The sequence below is a fragment of the Pseudomonas sp. DWRC2-2 genome (assembly GCF_049897885.1).
Taxonomy (GTDB): Bacteria; Pseudomonadota; Gammaproteobacteria; order Pseudomonadales; family Pseudomonadaceae; genus Aquipseudomonas; species Aquipseudomonas azotoformans_A.
The window spans coordinates 1,353,067-1,373,312 of the sequence record NZ_JAFCXD010000001.1; the positions used below are offsets into that span (position 1 = coordinate 1,353,067).

At 58.1% G+C, this 20,246-nt stretch carries 20 protein-coding genes and 4 tRNA genes; 7 read left to right on the top strand and 17 right to left on the bottom strand.

Translation table 11 applies throughout. From position 1 onward, the window contains the following. Nucleotides 1-73: 73 nt before the first annotated feature. The 7 genes from ACP7EW_RS06615 to ACP7EW_RS06645 form a co-directional block, all read right to left on the bottom strand. Complete coding sequence (locus ACP7EW_RS06615) at nucleotides 74-1,159, bottom strand: hypothetical protein (RefSeq protein WP_426216025.1); 1,086 nt, start codon at nucleotides 1,157-1,159, stop codon at nucleotides 74-76. A gap of 184 nt (nucleotides 1,160-1,343) precedes the next feature. Beyond that, nucleotides 1,344-2,654: a flagellar hook protein FlgE gene (gene flgE, locus ACP7EW_RS06620; protein ID WP_177074043.1), complete on the bottom strand. Its 1,311-nt coding sequence runs from the start codon at nucleotides 2,652-2,654 to the stop codon at nucleotides 1,344-1,346. A 31-nt stretch (nucleotides 2,655-2,685) separates the two neighbouring features. After that, a complete protein-coding gene (gene flgD, locus ACP7EW_RS06625) occupies nucleotides 2,686-3,414 on the bottom strand; it encodes a flagellar hook assembly protein FlgD (protein WP_426216028.1) in 729 nt (242 codons plus the stop codon). 16 nt (nucleotides 3,415-3,430) lie between these two features. Continuing rightward, the gene (gene flgC, locus ACP7EW_RS06630; RefSeq protein WP_010208347.1) at nucleotides 3,431-3,874 is read right to left on the bottom strand and encodes a flagellar basal body rod protein FlgC; all 444 of its coding nucleotides are present in this window, start codon (nucleotides 3,872-3,874) and stop codon (nucleotides 3,431-3,433) included. A 3-nt stretch (nucleotides 3,875-3,877) separates the two neighbouring features. After that, nucleotides 3,878-4,285 carry a flagellar basal body rod protein FlgB gene (flgB, locus tag ACP7EW_RS06635; protein ID WP_010208346.1) on the bottom strand — a complete coding sequence of 136 codons (408 nt, stop codon included), beginning with the start codon at nucleotides 4,283-4,285 and terminating at the stop codon, nucleotides 3,878-3,880. Between the two features lie 311 nt (nucleotides 4,286-4,596). Further along, a complete protein-coding gene (gene cheR / locus ACP7EW_RS06640; RefSeq protein WP_016979774.1) occupies nucleotides 4,597-5,424 on the bottom strand; it encodes a protein-glutamate O-methyltransferase CheR in 828 nt (275 codons plus the stop codon). 43 nt (nucleotides 5,425-5,467) lie between these two features. Then, a complete protein-coding gene (locus tag ACP7EW_RS06645; RefSeq protein WP_033901287.1) occupies nucleotides 5,468-6,400 on the bottom strand; it encodes a chemotaxis protein CheV in 933 nt (310 codons plus the stop codon). Nucleotides 6,401-6,494: 94 nt separating this feature from the next. Between ACP7EW_RS06645 and flgA the strand changes: the two genes are divergently transcribed. The 4 genes from flgA (at nucleotide 6,495) to ACP7EW_RS06665 (ending at nucleotide 9,089) form a co-directional block, all read left to right on the top strand. After that, complete coding sequence (gene flgA / locus ACP7EW_RS06650) at nucleotides 6,495-7,259, top strand: flagellar basal body P-ring formation chaperone FlgA (RefSeq protein WP_426216030.1); 765 nt, start codon at nucleotides 6,495-6,497, stop codon at nucleotides 7,257-7,259. 141 nt (nucleotides 7,260-7,400) lie between these two features. Then, a complete protein-coding gene (flgM, locus tag ACP7EW_RS06655; RefSeq protein WP_033901289.1) occupies nucleotides 7,401-7,724 on the top strand; it encodes a flagellar biosynthesis anti-sigma factor FlgM in 324 nt (107 codons plus the stop codon). 48 nt (nucleotides 7,725-7,772) lie between these two features. After that, nucleotides 7,773-8,243: a flagella synthesis protein FlgN gene (locus tag ACP7EW_RS06660; protein WP_426131621.1), complete on the top strand. Its 471-nt coding sequence runs from the start codon at nucleotides 7,773-7,775 to the stop codon at nucleotides 8,241-8,243. Between the two features lie 96 nt (nucleotides 8,244-8,339). Next, entirely contained in the window at nucleotides 8,340-9,089 is a 750-nt protein-coding gene (locus tag ACP7EW_RS06665) for a flagellar brake protein (RefSeq protein ID WP_426216033.1), read from the top strand. 61 nt (nucleotides 9,090-9,150) lie between these two features. Here the strand turns inward: ACP7EW_RS06665 and ACP7EW_RS06670 are convergent, their stop codons facing one another. Further along, complete coding sequence (locus tag ACP7EW_RS06670) at nucleotides 9,151-10,536, bottom strand: MFS transporter (protein ID WP_426216034.1); 1,386 nt, start codon at nucleotides 10,534-10,536, stop codon at nucleotides 9,151-9,153. Between the two features lie 269 nt (nucleotides 10,537-10,805). Next, a tRNA-Arg gene (locus ACP7EW_RS06675) sits at nucleotides 10,806-10,882 on the bottom strand. A gap of 325 nt (nucleotides 10,883-11,207) precedes the next feature. On the opposite strand from ACP7EW_RS06675, the gene ACP7EW_RS06680 reads away from it, so the two are divergent. The 3 genes from ACP7EW_RS06680 (at nucleotide 11,208) to ACP7EW_RS06690 (ending at nucleotide 12,330) form a co-directional block, all read left to right on the top strand. Next, nucleotides 11,208-11,435, top strand: a complete 228-nt coding sequence (locus ACP7EW_RS06680; RefSeq protein ID WP_061449300.1) for a hypothetical protein — start codon at nucleotides 11,208-11,210, stop codon at nucleotides 11,433-11,435. Nucleotides 11,436-11,445: 10 nt separating this feature from the next. Next, the gene (locus ACP7EW_RS06685) at nucleotides 11,446-11,625 is read left to right on the top strand and encodes a PA3371 family protein (protein ID WP_269131776.1); all 180 of its coding nucleotides are present in this window, start codon (nucleotides 11,446-11,448) and stop codon (nucleotides 11,623-11,625) included. Nucleotides 11,626-12,003: 378 nt separating this feature from the next. Then, a complete protein-coding gene (locus ACP7EW_RS06690) occupies nucleotides 12,004-12,330 on the top strand; it encodes an Arc family DNA-binding protein (protein WP_003175643.1) in 327 nt (108 codons plus the stop codon). A 102-nt stretch (nucleotides 12,331-12,432) separates the two neighbouring features. Here ACP7EW_RS06690 and mgtE read toward each other — a convergent pair whose 3' ends face one another. The 8 genes from mgtE to ltaE all read right to left on the bottom strand — a co-directional run bounded on the left by mgtE (nucleotide 12,433) and on the right by ltaE (nucleotide 20,173). After that, on the bottom strand, nucleotides 12,433-13,875 hold the full coding sequence (mgtE, locus tag ACP7EW_RS06695; protein ID WP_033901295.1) for a magnesium transporter: 1,443 nt from the start codon (nucleotides 13,873-13,875) through the stop codon (nucleotides 12,433-12,435). Between the two features lie 340 nt (nucleotides 13,876-14,215). Next, nucleotides 14,216-14,292: transfer RNA gene (locus tag ACP7EW_RS06700), tRNA-Arg, on the bottom strand. Nucleotides 14,293-14,364: 72 nt separating this feature from the next. After that, nucleotides 14,365-14,441: transfer RNA gene (locus ACP7EW_RS06705), tRNA-Arg, on the bottom strand. A gap of 108 nt (nucleotides 14,442-14,549) precedes the next feature. Next, nucleotides 14,550-14,640: transfer RNA gene (locus ACP7EW_RS06710), tRNA-Ser, on the bottom strand. 62 nt (nucleotides 14,641-14,702) lie between these two features. Continuing rightward, complete coding sequence (gene csrA / locus ACP7EW_RS06715) at nucleotides 14,703-14,891, bottom strand: carbon storage regulator CsrA (protein ID WP_003175645.1); 189 nt, start codon at nucleotides 14,889-14,891, stop codon at nucleotides 14,703-14,705. Nucleotides 14,892-15,066: 175 nt separating this feature from the next. Further along, nucleotides 15,067-16,308 carry an aspartate kinase gene (locus ACP7EW_RS06720; protein WP_010208327.1) on the bottom strand — a complete coding sequence of 414 codons (1,242 nt, stop codon included), beginning with the start codon at nucleotides 16,306-16,308 and terminating at the stop codon, nucleotides 15,067-15,069. 95 nt (nucleotides 16,309-16,403) lie between these two features. After that, the gene (alaS, locus tag ACP7EW_RS06725; RefSeq protein ID WP_426216037.1) at nucleotides 16,404-19,022 is read right to left on the bottom strand and encodes an alanine--tRNA ligase; all 2,619 of its coding nucleotides are present in this window, start codon (nucleotides 19,020-19,022) and stop codon (nucleotides 16,404-16,406) included. 146 nt (nucleotides 19,023-19,168) lie between these two features. Beyond that, complete coding sequence (ltaE, locus tag ACP7EW_RS06730) at nucleotides 19,169-20,173, bottom strand: low-specificity L-threonine aldolase (protein ID WP_426216039.1); 1,005 nt, start codon at nucleotides 20,171-20,173, stop codon at nucleotides 19,169-19,171. Between the last annotated feature and the right edge of the window lie 73 nt (nucleotides 20,174-20,246).

Consider the following 20,246-nt stretch of genomic DNA (forward strand, 5'->3'; position numbering starts at 1 on the left):
CGCAATGATCCGCAACTGAAAAAACGCCGACAAACCTGAGCATGATTGGGTTTGTCGGCTTTTTTATGGCCGCTTAGAAAAGCACCGTGTAAATACCTGGTCCTGGCGCACCGCCTCGCCCTCCCCAGAGCTCCTTACGATTGCCAATCACCGCCATGGAATGCGCATTCGTTTCATAAGTCCCCACCATCCCCCGCGCAAAATCACTTTGAAAGCCCGGCCTGTAGTGATCTTTCAGCCCAAGCCTGTGCAAGCCTTCACGGGAGTGCTCGCCATCATTCAAGCTGATCAGCGCATCCTTGAAGCTTCTGGTGGCATTTCTGTCGTTTTCGCCAGGAGAGCCACTATTCCCTTCCATCTGCGCTCGCTTGGCACTCGCCGCATACATAAAGTTGGCGTTGGTCATTAAGGTCGGGTCATCGCCCTTGAAGCGCGCCTCTCGCGCAGCCATGCGCAGCTCATCCTTGGTCAGCTTGAGTTTGAATCCATCACGCATCTCCACCTCATAGGTATTGCCCTTCAACTCGACATTCTTGAAAACATCTTTGGGGTCCTGGCCGAAATGCTGCATGGCAGCCTTGATAGAAGAAACCGTCGTGCAATTACCTTCGTAGCCTTGAGAGAAACCACTCCAAATGTTATCCGGCTTTTTCCCACGCACACTTTTATCAGGCTGGTAATCATGGTACTTCGCCCCCTCAGTGATGGGCTTGTTGCTCATGGATTCGGAAGGGCCAAAATTCTCCGGGTTCACACGGCCGCCACCGCCACCTCCTCCACCGCCACCAATGTCTGGAGGGGCCGGTGGAGAGGGCGATTCATCATCTGCAAACAGCTCTGGAAAAAGCGCCTTCAAAAATGCGAGCCAACTGTCAGATGCGTCTTTTTTTAACGCCTCGATAATCGCCTTGAACTTCTCCTCTCCGAGTTTCTTGCGCACCTCATTGAGCTTGTCACGCAAGTCCTGGACGGTTTGGCTCTTGGAGGTTTTCTGCGCCTCCTCCAATGCCTTCAGAAGATTGGATACCACCGCCTTATCGGCATCCAGGCTGTGAACACCATCGGTTTTGTCCTGGGTGTTTTCAACACCAAAAGCAGCGGTTCTGTCGCTAAAATAAACCCGAGCCGTTTGGCCTGATATCTGTTGAGCCCATTGCATAAATTTCCCCCGCCCGTAAGCCACCGTTGGTGTACTTGGTAGGGAAAAGTGCGTCGGCCGTTCCAGTAAAAACGAGTGGTCTCGTAGGGACGCAGGCAGTACGAAAAGTCGCGCCTACAAAATGAACGCGCAAAAAAAACCCCTCGTTGAGGGGTTTTCTTTCGCCAGCGTCAGACCAATGACATTACGTCATCTGAATGATGGTCTGCATGATGGTGCTCTGGGTGGAGATGGTCTTGGCGTTCGCCTGGTAGTTGCTCTGGGCCTTGATCAGGTCCACCAGCTCGTTGGTCAGGTTGACGTTGGAGTTCTCCAGGGAGTTGGCCACGATCGACCCCAGGGTACCGGCTTGCGGGGTGTCATAACCTGGCTGGCCCGAAGCGAAGGTCTCTTTCCAGGTAGTACCGCCGTTCGGCTGCAGGCCCTGTTCGTTGTTGAAGCTGGCCAGGGAGATCTGGCCGATGGCCTTGCTCTGCTGGTTGCTGAACGTTGCGAACAGTACACCGCTGCCGTCGATTTTCAGGCCGGTGATCTGGCCGGTGGCGTAGCCATCGGTGACCGGCGGGTTGCGGTAGGTGGCCGAGTTGTACTGGGTGATGTTGGCCATGTTGACGGCGATGCCGGTCGGGTTGGCATTCGCGCCGTTGGCCTTCCACACACCATCAGTCACAGTGCCAGGGACCCAGCCGGTAATAGTCAGAGTCTTGTCGGACACACCGCCGGTCACGACGCTAGTCAGCTTGCCATTGCCATCAAAGGTCAATGCCGACGGCACTGGCGGAGTCGATGGCGTGCCGGTTGGCGCAGAACCGTTAGGGTTGCGACCATCGATCAGGGTATAGGCATTCCACTTATTGCCGTCGGTTTTCACCAGGTACTGCACCATCGGGTGTGCGTTGCCCTGGGAGTCGTACAAGGTGGTGCTGTACTGGGTAGTGAAGGTGCTGGTGTCGTTCGGGTTGAACGGCTTGGCCACCTGGTCGATCACCGGCTCCGAGGAGTTCAGGTTACTGGTGGAGTCCACTTTGGTAGACGCCTTCGGCGGCAGGTTCGACAGGTTCAGTTGCAGGTCGGTCAGGCCGCCCTTGATGATCTTGCCGTCTGCGTCTGCCGCATAACCTTGCAGCCGCGAGGTGCCGGTGTTGTTGGTGATGTAGCCGTCTTTGTCGGCACGGAAGGCACCACTGCGGGTGTACTCCAGCGAACCGTCGCTGCCCTTCTGCACGAAGAAACCGCCACCCTGGATCGCCATGTCCAGGATGCCGCCACTACCGTTTACATCACCTTGGGTGAACTGCTGGGATACCGCCGCCAGGTTCACACCATTGCCGATACTGTTCTGGCCGGTGCCCAGCTTGGAGGCGGCGTAGATGTCCGCGAATTCCGCACGGGACGATTTGAAGCCGGTGGTTGCGACGTTGGCGATGTTGTTGCCCGTCACGTCCAGTTGTTTGTTGGCCGCATAGAGGCCGCTAAGGCCGATGTTAAAAGACATGTTTCTCTCCCTCTGCCGTATTTAGCCGGCTCTATGTACCGATAGTCTGAATTTGCGACAGCTTGACGCTGCCCATGCCGCCAGCCAGGTTCAGCAGCATTTCGCCGCCGGTCTTGTTCAGGGTTACGCTCGTTACCGTTGCTGGCAGCGAAGTGGTCAGGGCCACGGCGTCGCCCTTGTCATTCTTGGTGGTGGCATTGAAGGTGTAGGTGCCCGCAGGAGCGACCTCGCCCTTGTCGTTCTTGCCATCCCAGATAAAGCTCTGGTTGCCAGCACTCTGGGCACCCATTTCGATGGTGCGCACCAGGTTGCCGTCTTTGTCGGTGACCTTGACGGTGACGTTGCCCGTCGCCGTTTTCACATCCACCGAACCGGTCATGCTCTTGCTGGTATCCACCATGGCCTTGTCGGTCTGGATGATGATCGAGCGCCCTACCAGCGACGACGCCTGCAGCGCTTGCGACGAGCTGAAGTTGCTGGAGATCGCATTGACCGAGTCATTCAGGGTGTTGATGCCTTCCAGGCTGCTGAACTGCGCCAGCTGGGCCACGAACGCGCCGTTGTCTTGCGGCGACAACGGGTTCTGGTTTTTCAACTGGGTAACCAGCAGTTGCAGGAACGCATCCTTGCCCAGCGACTGTTTGCCGGTCGCGGCCTTGGAAGCGTCACCCAGGCTGCTGGCGTTGTCTGTCGCGGTCTTGACCTTGGAGTTGAAAAGGTCCTGGACTGGCGTGTTGTTACTCGTATCAACAATGGCCATTATTTGGCGCCCCTTATCACTGACCCAGGGTCAGGACCTTCTGCATCATGGTTTTGGCGGTGTTCATCATTTCCGCGTTGGTCTGGAACGAGCGGCTGGCGGAAATCATGTCGGCCATTTCCTCGACCACGTTGACGTTCGGGTAGTAGACATAACCCTTTTCGTTCGCGGCGGGATGGTTGGGTTCGTAGCGGGCTTCAAGGTTGCTTTGGTCTTCGACCACGCCGAGCACTTGCACGCCGGAGCCTGCTGCACCTTGATCCTGGAACAACGAATCGCTGCCGCCCGCCTGGCCGCCCTGGAACATGGTGGCGAACACCGGGTGACGGGCGCGGTAGGTCTGGTCAATGCTCGAAGACACGGTCTCGGCGTTGGCGATGTTACTGGCGACGGTGTTCAAACGCGTGGTCTGCGCGCTCATGCCACTGCCGGCAATATTGAAAACACTGGACAGGGACATGGCTTACTCTCCACGCAGGGCTGACATCAGCCCTTTGAATTTGCTGTTAAGCAGGGTGAAGCTGGCTTGAAAGTTCACCGAGTTCTCGGCGTAGGCCGACTGCTCCAGCTGCGCGTCGACGGTGTTCTGGTCGATCGACGGCTGCATCGGCGTGCGATACAGCAACGACTCGTCACCATTGCTCAGGCCTTGCGCTTCGATATGACGGCTGTTGGTCATGTTCAAGGCGAAGGTGCCGTTCTTGGTCTTGTCCTGCTGTGCGGCGAGCACGGCGGAGAAGTCCAGGTCCCGAGCCTTGTAGTTCGGGGTGTCGGCGTTGGCAATGTTGTTGGCCAGGACTTCGGCACGCTGGGCGCGGAAGCCCAGGGCTTGTTCGTGGATACCGAGCGCTTTATCGAAGCTGATGCTCATGGCGGAAACCTTTAAGGGCTGACCTGCTTTTCGTTAACTGGGTTATAGCAAGGTGTGTGCCAGTTTGTGGGAAGCCCGTATTTAAAGGGCTTGGGGGCGGATTGCCGGGCGGCAATGCCAGAAAAGCGGCAACGGGTTTCCGCGTGGTGCCAGTAAAGCGGCAATCCGGGTTGCCGCTATTGAAAGGTTTGCCGCAAAAACAAATGTGGGAGCGGGCTTGCTCGCGAATGCATTCTGTCAGTTGATACATGCATCGACTGACACTGCGCTTTCGCGAGCAAGCCCGCTCCCACATTTTTACCGCGTACAACTTACTTCGCCTGGTAGATGATCCCCGGACTGCACTGCACCATCTGGTAATGATCCGGCAGACCGTTCAGCGCTTCGGAAGCACCGAGGAACAGATAACCGCCACGCTTGAGCGTGCCATGGATGCGCAGCAGGATGTCTTTCTTCACTTCGGCCGAGAAGTAGATCAGCACGTTGCGGCAGAACACCATGTCGAACTTGCCCAGGCTGGCGTAGCTGTCGAGCAGGTTGAACGAGCGGAATTCCACGCGGCTCTTGATCGGCGCCTTGACCGCCCAACGCCCTGCCCCTTTCGGGTCGAAGTAACGCTGCAGGCGCTCCTGGGACAAACCACGGCCCAGGGCCAGGCTGTCGTACTCGCCGGTCTTGCAGTTGGTGAGCATGGTGCCGGACAGGTCGGTGGCGACGATTTGCGCCCCCGCCTTCAACTGGCCCATGTTGGTCCGTTCGAACTCATCGATGGACATCGAAATCGAGTACGGTTCCTGCCCCGAAGAGCAGGCGGCCGACCAGATGCGCAAGCGCTGGCCGGGGCTGGCCTTGATGGCCTCCGGCAGCACTTTGCTCTTGAGCACTTCAAACGGGTAGGTGTCGCGAAACCACAGGGTTTCGTTGGTGGTCATGGCATCGACCACCATCTCCTTGAGCCCGCTGCGCGGCTGCCCCTGGATGCGCTGGACCAGCTCACCCAACGACTTGATGCCCTGCTGCTCCATCAGTTTGTTGAGACGGCTGGATACCAGGTACTGCTTGTTTTCACCGAGCAATATGCCACAGGCTTTCTCCAGGAAGACCCGGAATTGTTCGAAATCCAAATTACCCGTAGACAATGATACCGCCTCTTAAATCGTGTGACCGCCAGGGGAAATCCCCCTAGCCGTGATCTGCTGCCTTGATCCGGTCGACTACCCGGGATGCCAGGTCATCAGGACGGAATTTGGCCAAAAAGTCATCGGCACCGACCTTCTTGACCATCGCCTGGTTGAAGACACCCGACAACGAAGTATGCAGGATGATATGCAATTTTTGCATGCGTGGATCGTTGCGTATCTCGGCCGTGAGGGTGTAGCCGTCCATTTCCGGCATCTCGATGTCGGAGATCATCATCAAGAATTCTTCTTCCGGCTTCTTGCCGTCATCCACCAGCTTGCGCAGGTAATCCAGCGCCTGGCGACCATCGTTGAGGGCCACCACTTCCACACCGACGGTTTGCAGGCAACGGGTCACCTGTTTACGCGCCACCGAGGAATCGTCCACCGTCAACACACGCAGGGAGATTGCCTTGTGCGCGGTTTCAGCGTCCACCACCCCCACGGAAATTGACTCCGATGTGGGCGCCACTTCAGCAAGGATCTTCTCCACGTCGATGATTTCCACCAACTGGTTATCGACCCGCGTCACCGCCGTGAGGTAGTGATCGCGACCGGTGCCCTTGGGCGGCGGATGAATCTCTTCCCAGTTCATGTTGACGATGCGCTCCACCGAGCGCACCAGGAAACCCTGGGTCTTGGTGTTGTACTCGGTAATGATGACGAACGGGTTCTCGCGGTCCTGCAAACCCGCCGAACCGGTGGCCAGGGCCAAGTCAAGAATCGGGATCGTCGCGCCACGGATGTTGGCGACGCCACACACCACCGGGCTCGATTTGGGCATGATCGTCAGCTTGGGACATTGCAGCACTTCCCGCACCTTGAACACGTTGATGCCATACAACTGCTTGCCATCCAGGCGAAAAAGCAACAACTCCAGGCGATTCTGCCCTACCAGCTGTGTGCGCTGGTTTACTGAATCCATTACTCCTGCCATGCCTTGACTCCCACGCTAAAACCTTTGGCCATACCTATAAGGGCAGTGACGCGCACCCAACTCTAAACGGCACGGCCTTTGCTATTTATTGGTCATGGATATTAAAACGACAGTTTCCCGACGCCCCATCCTGACACGGTACCGCAGCTTGCTCTGCGTACCGCTGGCGTTGCTCGCCTTAGGCCTGGGCGCCACGGCCCGCGCAGACAACGTCACCTTGCCTGATCTACTTATCGGCGTCACTCAAGGCTTTCTTGAGTTCACTGTAGAAGATTATCTGGCGACTACCCAGACGCCAGGGCGTTATGAAATCCAGGTCAACCAGCTGGACCCACGTTTGCGCATGCCCATGTGCGACAAGGAATTGACAGCCACCCTGGAAAGCCCCGCCCAGCCCATCGGCCGCGTGACGGTCAAAGTGCGCTGCGACGGCGCCTCGCCCTGGACCGTGTTCGTGCCGGCGCAGGTCAAGCTGTTCCGCGATGTGGTAGTGGTTGCTCGGCCATTGAAACGCACCGGCATCATCGGTTTCGACGACGTTGTGCTGCGCGAACGCGACATCAGCATGATCAGCCAGGGCTACCTGACCTCCCTCGACCAGGCGGTCGGGCAGAAATTGACCCGACCAGTGGTCACCGACCAGGTCATTACTTTGGTGCATCTTGAGCAGGCAGAGGTGATTCGCAAAGGCGACCAGGTGGTGATTTCCGCCAGCAGCGGTGCGTTGCAGGTCAAAATGCCGGGGGAAGCGTTGTCCAAAGGCGGCATGAGCGAACAGATTCGCGTCAAGAACCTTAACTCCAACCGGGTGATCAAAGCGCGGGTCACCGCACCGGGTCAGGTGGAGGTGGCTTTATAGATTACTGGTATCGGGCGCGCGCTTTTCCTACACTGTCGGTTGGATGCTGGCCTGTAGGTTTTATTGTCAATCGAGCCTAAAGTTTGTCCGGGTATGGCCGAAAACATGGCAAGCGTCCAAATACCCAGAGGTTTTTTGATCATGGTCATCGATTTCAGTCGTTTAAATAACACCCCGACCACGTCGGCCCCTACGCGAGCCACTGTCACCAAGGACAGCGTAGAAGCCAAGGCCCAGCCACTGCCCGCCAAGGCAGAACAGGCCAGCGCCAGCCAGAGCGGGGAATCCGTACACCTGAGCAATGAGGCTCAACAGTTGCAGAAGGTCACTGACTCGCTGCGCGATCAACCGGTGGTCAATAAAGCCCGTGTGGCCGAATTGAAACAGGCAATCGCCGATGGCAGCTATAAAGTCGACAGCAACCGTGTAGCCAGCAAGCTGCTTAATTTCGAAGCCGAGCGCTAGGCTAAGGCCTGCGCCGGGCTTTTGGACGCTTAAACCCCAAGGCCAGCCATGCATCACGACGAAAATCTGCTTCAACTGATCATTGATGATCTTGCGCCGACGCAACAGCTGCTCGAGCTGCTCAGGGAAGAATCCCTGGCCCTCTACGGCCGGGACATGCCACTGCTGGAAGAGATCCTGGCGCGCAAGCAGTCGCTGATTGTCCTGCTGGAACAGCACGGCAAGAAACGCAGCCAGATCCTCGCCAGCCTGGGCCTGCCGGCAGACCATGACGGCCTGGCGCAACTGGCCAGCCACTCTTCGGTTGGCGATCAATTACTGGCCCAGAGCAAAGAACTCAATCAATTGCTCAGCCAGTGCCAGGAAGCCAACCTGCTCAACGGTCAGTCGATCCAGCTTCAGCAAGCCACGACCGCCAACCAGTTGCGTATACTTCACGGCGGAGAGCCTCCGGCGCTTTACAACGCCCAGGGTTCCACCTCGCGCCTGGTCAAGCCAAGCACCCGCAGCCAAGCCTGACGCCGGTTTACAGCGCGACCTATCCAAGGCGCGCCACATACTGGCAGAATGCCTGCTCTTGCGTGTAGTCGTATTTTGTCTGGAGATGGAAGAACCGTGTTCAACGCCCTTAATGCGGAAGATGCCCCGCAGCCACCCAAGGTCCTCACCACGCCTCTGGAAATCGCCAGCACCTTGCGGATGCTGCAAGACAGCCATGACCCGCTGATCATCACCTTCCACGAACGCAGCCAGCGCTTCCAGAGCTACCTGGTGGACGTTGACCGGGACAGCAAGACCCTGGCGCTGGACGAAATGATCCCGCGCGACGGTGAGCGCTTCCTCGAAGGCGGCGAACCGTTTCGTATCGAAGGTTTTCATGAAGGCGTGCGCGTCGCATGGGAAAGCAACGGCACTTACACCATCAGCGAAAAAGACGGTCACCGCATCTACACCGGCGCCATGCCCGACGAAGTGGTCTACCACCAGCGCCGCAATGCGTTCCGCGCCGCCTTGAAGCTGGCCCAACTGGTCAATATTGAATTGGGTGGCGAGAAGCTCAAAGCGCCCGTCAGCGGCAAACTGCTGGATATTTCCGCCACCGGCTGCAAACTGCGCTTTGAAGGGGATATCTCCGAGCGCCTGCAACTGGGCCAGGTCTACGACCGTTTTATCGCCGCCCTGCCCTTTGGCAGCATGACCACCTCGGTCGAACTGCGTTACCTGCACTTCGAAGAGAAGATCAACACCACGTTCGCCGGCGTACGCTTCCACAACATGAGTGGCTTGGTGCAGCGCCAGGTCGAACGCTTTGTGTACCAGTTGCAACGCGAAGCACGACGCTTCGACAAAGACGACGATTTTTAAAGCTTAAAGATCGCGTAAAAAAAACGGGCAGATCCTGATGGGATCTGCCCGTTTTTTGCTTTCAGGGACGTGCCCTACTCAAATCGTGAGGGTGCTCGTCTGGCCCCACAGGTTCAGGAGGCCCCACGAAGGGCGGTTCCTCTGCCTCCGGACTTGGCTCCGTTTGCGGTTCAGGCTCCGGGGCCGTGGTTTGCATTTGTTCCTGCACCACCGCCTCGTCCACCCGCGGATCAAGTGCGGCGACCAACGGCGAACTGGACATGCTGTCGGGCATTGCCACATGGTGCAGTGGTGCGTCGTCCACTTGATGCAGGTTGGTCACCGCTTTCGGCCGGATGCGCCACACCAGGATCAACGCGCACAAGCTGAAAAACGCATACAACATGTGGCTGCCGAACAGCTTCATCACCACACCGGCCAGCAAAGGCCCGACACTGGCGCCAACACCGTACGTCACCAGCAGCATGGCTGTCAGCGATACGCGGCGATCACCCTCCACGTGGTCGTTGGAGAACGCCACCGCCAAGGGATAAAGACAAAACTGCACCAGGGAGCAGACGAAGCCTGCCACGAACAACACTTCCAGCGGCACCTTGGTCAGTATCGCCAACGGCAACGCCGCCACTGCCAGGCACAGCGCAAAGCAACGGATCAGCAGCGCGCGATCATAACGGTCAGACAACCAGCCCAATGGCCACTGCACCACCAGCCCGGCAAAAATACAGCTGCCCATGAACAGTCCCACTTGCTCGGTGGTCAAGCCTTGCTGAGAGGCATAGAGCGGCGCCAGACCGTAGAATGAACCAACGATCAACCCCGCCCCAAGCACCGTACTCAAGGACTGCGGCACGCGCTTGATAAAGAAGCGCGGCTCCATCGGCGCGGGGTGCAGAGGCGCCGGGTGAATCCGTCGCGTCATGGCCACCGGCACCAGGCACAGCGCAAAGCACAGCGCGACCAGCATCAGCAACTCAAGCCCCAGTTGAGGGTGCATGACCAGGATCAACTGACCGAGCACCAGGCCCAGGTAAGACGCGATCATATAACCACTGAACACCACGCCGCGCTGCTTGGCGTCGGCCTGCTCATTGAGCCAGCTTTCGATGACCATGTACTGGCACATCATGCCCAGGCCCACGATCATCCGCAGCACGATCCAGGCCGGCAGCCAGTCAATCAGACCATGCCCCAACACCGCCGCACCGACGATCCCGGCACAGGTGGCGTAGGCGCGGATATGCCCGACCCGGGCAATCAGGCGATGCCCGATCTTGCCACCCAGCACCAGGCCAAAATAGTTGGCCGCCATCAACGCACCGACCCACAGGCTGTCGACATGATCGGCCGCCAGGCGCAGGGCCAGGTAAGTACTGAGCAGGCCGGAGCCGATCAGCATCATCAAGGAGGCGAAATAAAGGGCTCGAAAAGATTTCCAGATCTGGCGCATCGGCGTTCCGAGCGGCTCCTTGCGGTGAGAGACAGGGCTATCGGCATGATAGTCCGGGGTGGCCGGGTCCGGACAGGCGGTATGCGCTGTTTCCGGGGATTATTTTGCTTCAAGGCTCTGACGCTGCCTGGCTGCTCGCGGGATACACGGATTGCTATAAATACACGATGCCAGGGCTGTGAACCCATAACCCCGGCAAGGTTCGACCCATCTTCGGAAAACGCCCACAAAAAAGCCCCGCCAGACGGAACTGTGCGGGGCTTTGAATGTGGTGTCCCAGGGCCGGTTCGAACGGCCAACCTTCCCCTTAGGAGGGGGATGCTCTATCCAATTGAGCTACTGGGACAAATGACAGCCGCAGCGCTAAAGGCGCGGCGACGGACGGCGTGCATGTTAACGGCCGAGGTGGGTTTTGTCATGTCGTCCGTGGGCTTTTTGAATGTAGGTCGATGCCAGCCTTATTTATCCTGCCTTGACCCCGCAAACACGGGACTGTGAGGCCATCGTGCAAAATGCACTCCCCCAAAACGCCCTCATTGCAAATTGCAACCGTCCAGCCACTTAAAGTAGACTCAAGCACTTGTTTTTATTGAATAAATAGATTGGCACGACACCTGCAATACTTCTCCTACAAACCCAACAAGCCACGGCGTTAAGCGGAGAACATGACCATGAACAGTGCCTTTCTGTTAGCCCTCAACACCGTAGCCTTGGCTGCATTACTGATGTTTCACTTTCAATCGACCGGCAGCAATGACCCTGCGCAGATCAGCCAGGCTGTGCCACATCACCTGCAACAACGCCCGCAACTGGCGGTGATGACACCTAATGCACAATCCCCCGTGCGCCTGACCCAAGACACTCAGTCCGCACCCGCCTCTGAACACTGGGTTTTCTGAGGAAGCTTTGATGAACAAATTTGCCTGGCTGTTTTTGTGCCTGACCGCAATAACAGGGATTCTGGGCCTGAATGCCGAATCCCACGATAGCCAAACCACTGCATTTATCGCCAGCGGCGTCTTCGCCAGCCTATGGCTGCTCACCCTGATCGTGGGTCGACGCATCAAATTCGACCCAGTCCTGCGCTAACTCCCCTCCTACCTTATGTCGCCTCCCTCTCGCTAATCGGCAAATTGCCACTAGTCTTAAACTTAAGGGCAAAAGGCCACTTTGCTATAGGATGTGCGGCCTCAAACCCTGTGGTGGCCTGGACTTACGGGAAGTTCCTTCGCAGATTCACGCGTTGAAAAGTTTTCCAACCAGTCCGCAAAAATGCAAATGAGTGCTGGCATAAAGCCTTTAGGCAGTTCAATATTTGTCACAGAATTGACGCCAAGGAAATGTCAAATCTGAGGCATGATGCGGCCTCTTTGCAATTCGGGTTGAACTTTGGTCGTGAGCCTTGTCTTAACACTCATCTTGCGGCCAATTCCAAAAACCGCTCCCCTGAACTAACCGGTTAAATATATGCGCCCATTGAAACAGGCAATTTATTCCAGCCGTACGGCTGACAAGTTCGTCGTACGTCTGCCAGACGGAATGCGGGAACGCATTGCCGAGGTGGCTCGCAATCATCACCGCAGCATGAACTCCGAAATCATCGCGCGCCTGGAACAAAGCCTCATTCAGGAAGGTGCGCTGGGCGACGAGTTGAGCATGCGCCTGGACAGCCCCGAGCTGTCGCTGCACGAACGCGAACTGCTGCAGCGTTTTCGTCAGCTCTCCCACCGCCAGCAAAATGCTCTCGTCTCGCTTATCGCGCACGACGTTGAGGCGGCCGCAGAAGCCAATTGATCTGCAACTGAAAGCCGAAGCCAGCCATGTGCTGGCTTTTTTTTGCGTGAAATTCACGAAGAGAATTTGAAGCGGGGGCAGATTTGCCCCCGCAGGATGGAATCAGAGCAGGAAGATCGTCGCCAAGCCCAGGAAGATGAAGAAGCCGCCACTGTCAGTCATGGCGGTGATCATCACGCTGGCACCCATTGCCGGGTCGCGCCCAAGGCGGGCAAGCGTCATTGGGATCAATACCCCCATCAACGCCGCCAGCAGCAAGTTGAGGGTCATGGCGGCGGTCATCACCACACCGAGCGACCAACTGCCATACAGCAAGTAGGCCACCACACCGATCACCCCACCCCACACCAGGCCGTTGATAAGACCTACCGCCAACTCTTTGCGCAGCAGGCGCGACGAGTTCGCCGTACTCACTTGGTCCAGCGCCATGGCGCGCACGATCATGGTAATCGTCTGGTTACCCGAGTTGCCGCCGATCCCGGCCACAATCGGCATCAGCGCAGCGAGCGCCACCAGCTTCTCGATCGAACCTTCGAACAAGCCAATAACCCGCGACGCTATAAAAGCGGTGATCAGGTTAACGGCCAGCCACGCCCAACGGTTATGCAGTGAGCGCCAGACCGAGGCAAAGATGTCTTCCTCTTCACGCAGACCCGCCATGTTGAGGACTTCGGTCTCACTCTCCTCACGAATCAGGTCGACCATTTCATCGATGGTCAAACGGCCGATCAGCTTGCCGTTCTTGTCGACCACCGGCGCCGAGATCAAGTCATAACGCTCAAACGCCTGGGCAGCCTCGTAGGCGTCTTCATCCGGGTGAAAACTTACCGGATCGCTGGCCATGACGTCGGCCACTTTTTTCTCAGGGTCGTTGACCAGCAGGCGCTTGATCGGCAGCACGCCCTTGAGAATGCCCTCATAGTCGACCACAAACAGTTTGTCGGTATGGCCTGGCAATTCTTTGAGACGACGCAGGTAACGCAAGACCACTTCCAAACTGACGTCTTCGCGGATGGTGACCATCTCGAAGTCCATCAGCGCGCCGACCTGATCCTCGTCGTAGGACAGCGCGGAGCGCACACGCTCACGCTGCTGGCCGTCGAGGGCCTCCATCAGCTCATGGACAACATCACGAGGCAGTTCGGGAGCCAGGTCAGCCAGTTCGTCGGCGTCCATCTCCTTGGCAGCAGCCAGGAGCTCGTGATCGTCCATGTCGGCGATCAGGGTTTCACGGACCGAGTCGGATACTTCGAGCAGGATGTCGCCGTCGCGGTCAGCCTTGACCAACTGCCAGAGGGTCAGTCGATCATCCAGTGGCAAGGCTTCGAGAATGTAGGCGACGTCGGCGGAGTGCAGGTCGTCGAGCTTGCGTTGCAGCTCGACGAGGTTTTGCCGGTGAACCAGATTTTCGACCAGGTTGTTGTTCGGGCCGTCCTGGCGATGCGTAAGGTCTTCGACCACACGCTGGCGCTGCAGCAGCTCGATGACTTGAGCCAGGCGATCCTGCAGGCTTTCTTGTGTTTTCTTTACTTCTACTTCGGTCATAGGCGAACTCCACTCCCAGCAGCGGGGCACGCCGGAAGGATCAATCAGTCAATTCATGATTGGTAAAGCGGGGTACTGAGCAACTACTGGGTAAGTCCATGGAGGTATTCCACAAGCCCCGGCGGGGCTGACGGGCGCAATGATACACCGCCCGGCCACTTTAAACGTCAAAAAACTGGAAAGAACAAGCGCTTGCGAGCCAAAGCTGAGCATTGGCTGCATCTATGAACTGCGACGACGCAGTGGAGAAGGAGAACACATGAAGGCGAGAGAAAAAGAAAAAATCCTACACAAACCCCAGACGGCAAAAAGCCCGCACTAGGCGGGCTTTTTGTTTGTATGGTGCACTCGACAGGATTCGAACCTGTGACCGCTCGGTTCGTAGCCGAGTACTCTATCCAGCTGAGCTACGAGTGCAGATTGTGTTTTTAGACCAGATCACAACTGGTTGTAACCGAATCACCTGCATGACTGCAACTGACTCTTAAATGGTGCACTCGACAGGATTCGAACCTGTGACCGCTCGGTTCGTAGCCGAGTACTCTATCCAGCTGAGCTACGAGTGCATTTGTTGCCGCGCATTATAGGCCGTTCAATCTCTATGTAAAGCTATTTTTTCGTTAATTTTCAACAACTTAGCGAAAAAACCAGATTGCAACGTACTAAGCAAATAATGGCGGAGAACGGGGGATTCGAACCCCCGACACCCTTTTGAGGTGTACTCCCTTAGCAGGGGAGCGCCTTCGGCCACTCGGCCAGCTCTCCGCAACACGGGGCGTATATTAACCACGTTCATCCCCGTTTGCAAACATAAAAAACGATAAAAATTAAAGGCTTGGTTCTTCGTCCTTCTCTTTCTTGATCCGCAGGTAGATTTCCTCGCGGTGTACCGCTACCTCTTTCGGAGCGTTAACCCCGATACGCACTTGATTGCCTTTGACGCCGAGCACGGTCACGGTGATTTCGCCATCACCGATAATCAGGCTTTCTGCGCAACGACGAGTCAGAATCAGCATACCTTTCTCCTCACGCATTTCAGTTCAGGAACAACAGTCTGCAAAAAAAAGGCCTTCGACCTACAACCCAAGGGCCATAGCCCTACCCGCCTAAGTATTGTCGAGCGCACGCAAAAGAACATGCGCCCTACAAAAAAAGGAAAGGCGCGGTAAACCGCGCCTTCCTGGCACTGCATCACTCGCCCTGTCGGGCCGGAGCGTCCAACTCAAAGGCGGTATGCAAAGCGCGTACAGCCAGTTCCAGGTATTTCTCTTCAATCACCACCGAGACCTTGATTTCCGACGTGGAGATCATCTGGATGTTGATGCTTTCCTTGGCCAGGGCTTCGAACATGCGGCTGGCAACGCCCGCGTGAGAGCGCATGCCCACACCCACGATCGACACCTTGGCGATCTTGGTATCGCCGACCACTTCACGAGCGCCAATCTCCTTCGCAGTGTTCTGCAGGATCCGCTCCGCCGCATCGTACTCGTTGCGGTGCACGGTGAAGGTGAAATCGGTGGTGTTATCGTGCGAAACGTTCTGCACGATCATGTCGACTTCAATGTTCGCGCCGCTGATAGGGCCCAGGATCTTGAAGGCCACGCCCGGGGTGTCTGGCACGCCACGGATAGTCAGCTTGGCTTCATCACGGTTGAAAGCGATACCGGAAATGATCGGCTGTTCCATGGATTCCTCTTCATCAATAGTAATGAGGGTGCCCGGACCCTCTTTGAAGCTGTGCAATACGCGCAGCGGAACGTTGTACTTGCCGGCGAATTCCACCGCACGGATCTGCAACACCTTGGAACCGAGGCTGGCCATTTCCAGCATCTCTTCAAAGGTGATCTTGTCCAGGCGCTGGGCCACGGACACCACACGCGGGTCAGTGGTGTAGACGCCGTCCACATCGGTGTAGATCTGGCATTCATCGGCCTTCAGCGCCGCTGCCAGCGCCACGCCGGTGGTGTCCGAACCGCCACGTCCAAGGGTGGTGATGTTGCCCTGCTCGTCCACACCCTGGAAGCCCGCTACAACTACCACGCGACCGGCTTTCAGATCCGTACGGATTTTCTGATCGTCGATCTGCAGGATGCGCGCCTTGGTGTGCGCGCTGTCGGTCAGGATGCGCACCTGGCTGCCAGTGTAGGACACCGCCGGCACACCGCGCTTGTTCAGCGCCATGGCCAGCAAGGCGATGGTCACCTGCTCGCCGGTGGACACGATCACATCCAGCTCACGCGGGAGCGGCTGTTGATCACCACTGATTGCCTTGGCCAGATCGATCAGGCGATTGGTCTCGCCGCTCATGGCCGACAGCACCACCACCAGGTCGTCGCCGGCATCGCGGAATTTCTTAACCTTGTCGGCCACCTGCTCGATTCTTTCGACAGAACCGACCGAGGTGCCTCCAAATTTCTGTACGATCAAAGCCATTTCTAAGCCGCCTCAGCCCGTAAAGGGGCGCCTAATATCCAATCAACCAGCACCGAACAGGCCCGTGACTAGACCACGGGCCGGTTAACAGTGCCTTAAATACCTGCCTCGACAAACGGCACGGTCAGGGCCAGGGCTGCGTCCAGGCTGCCGGCGTCTACACCACCGCCTTGCGCCATGTCCGGACGACCACCGCCCTTCCCGCCCACTGCCGCGGCGGCTTGCTTCATCAAATCACCGGCCTTGAGTTGGCCAGTCAGGTCCTTGGTTACACCGGCAACCAGAACGACCTTATCCTCATGGACACCGCCGAGCAGGATCACTGCGCGGCCGAGCTTGTTCTTCAACTGATCGACCAAGGCCAACAGCGCCTTGCCGTCCTGACCGTCCAGGCGTGCGGCCAAAACCTTCACATCCTTGACGTCCACCGCCGAAGCCGACAGATCTTCGCCCGCCGCGCTGGCTGCCTTGGCTTGCAACTGCTCCAGCTGTTTCTCCAGGGCGCGGTTACGCTCCAGCACAGCGGACAGTTTGTCGATCAGGTTGTCGCGGCTGCCCTTGACCAGGCTGGCCGCTTCCTTGAGTTGTTCTTCTGCTGCATTGAGGTAGGCCAGGGCCGCAGCGCCGGTGACCGCCTCGATACGACGCACACCGGACGCCACGCCACCTTCGCTGATGATCTTCAGCAGGGCGATGTCGCCGGTACGGTTGGCGTGGATACCGCCACACAGTTCTACCGAGAAGTCGCCACCCATGCTCAGTACGCGCACGCTGTCGCCGTACTTCTCGCCGAACAGCGCCATGGCGCCCTTGGCTTTTGCAGTCTCGATATCGGTTTCTTCGGTTTCTACCGCAGTGTTCTTGCGAATCTCGGCGTTGACGATGTCTTCCAGGGCCTTGATCTGCTCCGGCTTGATCGCTTCAAAGTGGCTGAAGTCGAAGCGCAGGCGCTGGCTGTCGACCAACGAACCCTTTTGTTGCACGTGATCGCCCAGTACCTGACGCAGCGCAGCGTGCAGCAAGTGCGTGGCCGAGTGGTTCAGCGAGGTGGCGTGACGCACATCGGCGTCCACCTGTGCATCCACCGGCGAACCGACGGTGAGGCTGCCCGAAGCCAGCACACCGTGGTGCAGGAATGCGCCGCCGGTCTTGGTGGTGTCGCGCACGTCAAAACGACCGGACGCGGCTTTCAGGAAACCACAGTCGCCAATCTGGCCACCGGATTCGGCGTAGAACGGCGTCTGGTCCAGGACCACCACACCGTCGTCACCTTCATTCAATACGTCAACCGACTGGCCTTCTTTATAGAGGGCAACCACTTTGGCCGAACCGCTGGTGGCCTTGTAGCCGGTGAACTCGGTGGCCACGTCAACCTTGACCAGGCTGTTGTAGTCCATGCCGAACGAGCTGGCCGAACGAGCGCGCACACGCTGGGCATCCATCTCACGTTCGAAACCTTCCTCGTCGAGGGTCAGGTTGCGCTCACGGGCAATGTCGCCTGTCAGGTCCATCGGGAAACCGTAGGTGTCGTAGAGCTTGAACACCACATCGCCCGGCACCACGGTGCCTTGCAGGTTGGCAAGGTCTTGCTCGAGGATCTTCAGGCCCTGCTCCAGGGTCTTGGCGAACTGCTCTTCTTCGGCCTTCAGTACGCGCTCGATGTGCGCCTGGTTCTGCTTGAGCTCCGGGAAGGCTTCGCCCATCTCGGCCACCAGGGCCGCGACGATCTGGTAGAAGAAGCTGCCATTGGCGCCCAGCTTGTTACCGTGGCGGCAAGCACGACGGATGATGCGACGCAGCACATAGCCACGGCCTTCGTTGGACGGCAACACGCCGTCGGCAATCAGGAAGCCGCAGGAACGGATGTGGTCAGCGACGACTTTCAGCGAAGCCTGGTCTTCATTGGCGCAACCAATGGCCTTGGCTGCTGCGGCCAGCAGGCTTTGGAACAGGTCGATCTCGTAGTTGGAATGCACGTGCTGCATCACCGCACTGATCCGCTCCAAGCCCATGCCGGTGTCTACCGACGGCGCTGGCAACGGATGCAACACACCATCGGCGGTGCGGTTGAACTGCATGAACACGTTGTTCCAGATCTCGATGTAACGGTCGCCGTCTTCCTCTGGCGAGCCCGGTGGGCCACCCCAGATGTCAGCGCCGTGGTCGTAGAAGATCTCGGTGCACGGGCCACACGGGCCGGTGTCGCCCATGGTCCAGAAGTTGTCGGAGGCGTACGGGGCGCCTTTGTTGTCGCCGATGCGCACCATGCGCTCGGCCGGCACGCCGACTTCCTTGGTCCAGATGTCGTAGGCCTCGTCATCGCTGGCGTAGACGGTGACCCAGAGTTTTTCCTTCGGCAGCTTCAGCACGCCGGTGAGGAAGGTCCAGGCGAAGTTGATCGCGTCTTGCTTGAAATAATCGCCAAAGCTGAAGTTGCCGAGCATTTCGAAAAAGGTGTGGTGACGGGCGGTGTAGCCGACGTTTTCCAGGTCGTTGTGCTTGCCACCGGCGCGGACGCATTTCTGGCTGCTGACGGCGCGGGTGTACGCGCGCTTTTCCTGGCCCAGGAAGCAGTCCTTGAACTGGTTCATCCCCGCGTTGGTGAACAGCAGGGTTGGGTCATTGCCTGGGATCAAGGAGCTGGAGGAGACACGGGTGTGACCTTGCTCTTCGAAGAAGCGAAGGAAGGCTTCACGGATTTCTGCGCTTTTCATTAGGATCTTCCACGGAGGCTGCGGCCAAAGGCCAGTGCGCAACATCATCAGACGGAGCGACGGCAAAGGGCCGCATTATATCGGCCCTTTGCCGGTGGTACAGCGTGTTTACACGATTGAAACGTTCAATTAGACGGTCTGCACTGTCATTTCCGCGAAAATTCGACGAATGTCTGCGCGACCTGCTCGATCTGCGCCCGGCTGACATCCAAATGCGTGACCATGCGCAGGCGCGGGGCGGCGCTTAACGTGATCTCGCGTTCGGCGGCAAACGCCTTCAAGGCCTGGGCCTGGTCACCGATCTGCACGTAGACCATGTTGGTCTGCACTGGCTCCACCTCATAACCGGCTTGGCGCAACGCATCGCCCAGCCATTGGGCGTTGGCGTGGTCGTCGGCCAGGCGCTGAACCTGGTGATCCAGGGCATACAACCCTGCTGCCGCCAACGAGCCGGCCTGGCGCATGCCGCCGCCGACCATCTTGCGCAGGCGCCGGGCCTTGGCGATCAACGCCGTGGAGCCGCACAACACCGAGCCAATCGGTGCGCCGAGGCCTTTGGACAGGCACACCGACACCGAATCGAAATGCTGGGCAATCTCGCGCGCCTCCACGCCGAGCTTGACCGCTGCGTTGTAGAGCCGCGCGCCATCCAGATGCAGGGCCAGGTCATGCTCACGGGTGAACGCCCGTGCCTTTGCCAGGTAATCCAGTGGCAATACCTTGCCTTGCATGGTGTTTTCCAGCGCCAGCAAGCGGGTGCGGGCGAAGTGGAAGTCGTCGGGCTTGATCGCCGCCAGTACCTGGCCCAGGTCCAGTGAGCCATCGGACTGCACGTCCAGGGGTTGCGGCTGGATCGAACCGAGCACCGCCGCGCCACCGCCTTCGTATTTGTAGGTATGAGCCTGCTGGCCGACGATGTATTCCTCGCCGCGCTCACAATGGGCCATCAACGCCAGCAGGTTGCTCATGGTGCCGGTCGGAACGAACAACGCAGCGGCAAAGCCCAGGCGCTTGGCCAGCTCGGCTTCGAGGTGATTGACGCTGGGGTCTTCGCCATACACGTCATCGCCGCTGAGGGCAGCAGCCATCGCGTCCCGCATGCCGGGGGTGGGTTGGGTCACGGTGTCGCTGCGCAGGTCGATCACAGACATGAAACAAGCCTCTGAAGGGTTGAGTAAGTTCCTTTTGAGTGTGATTACTGCGGGCAATGCCACGGAATATCAA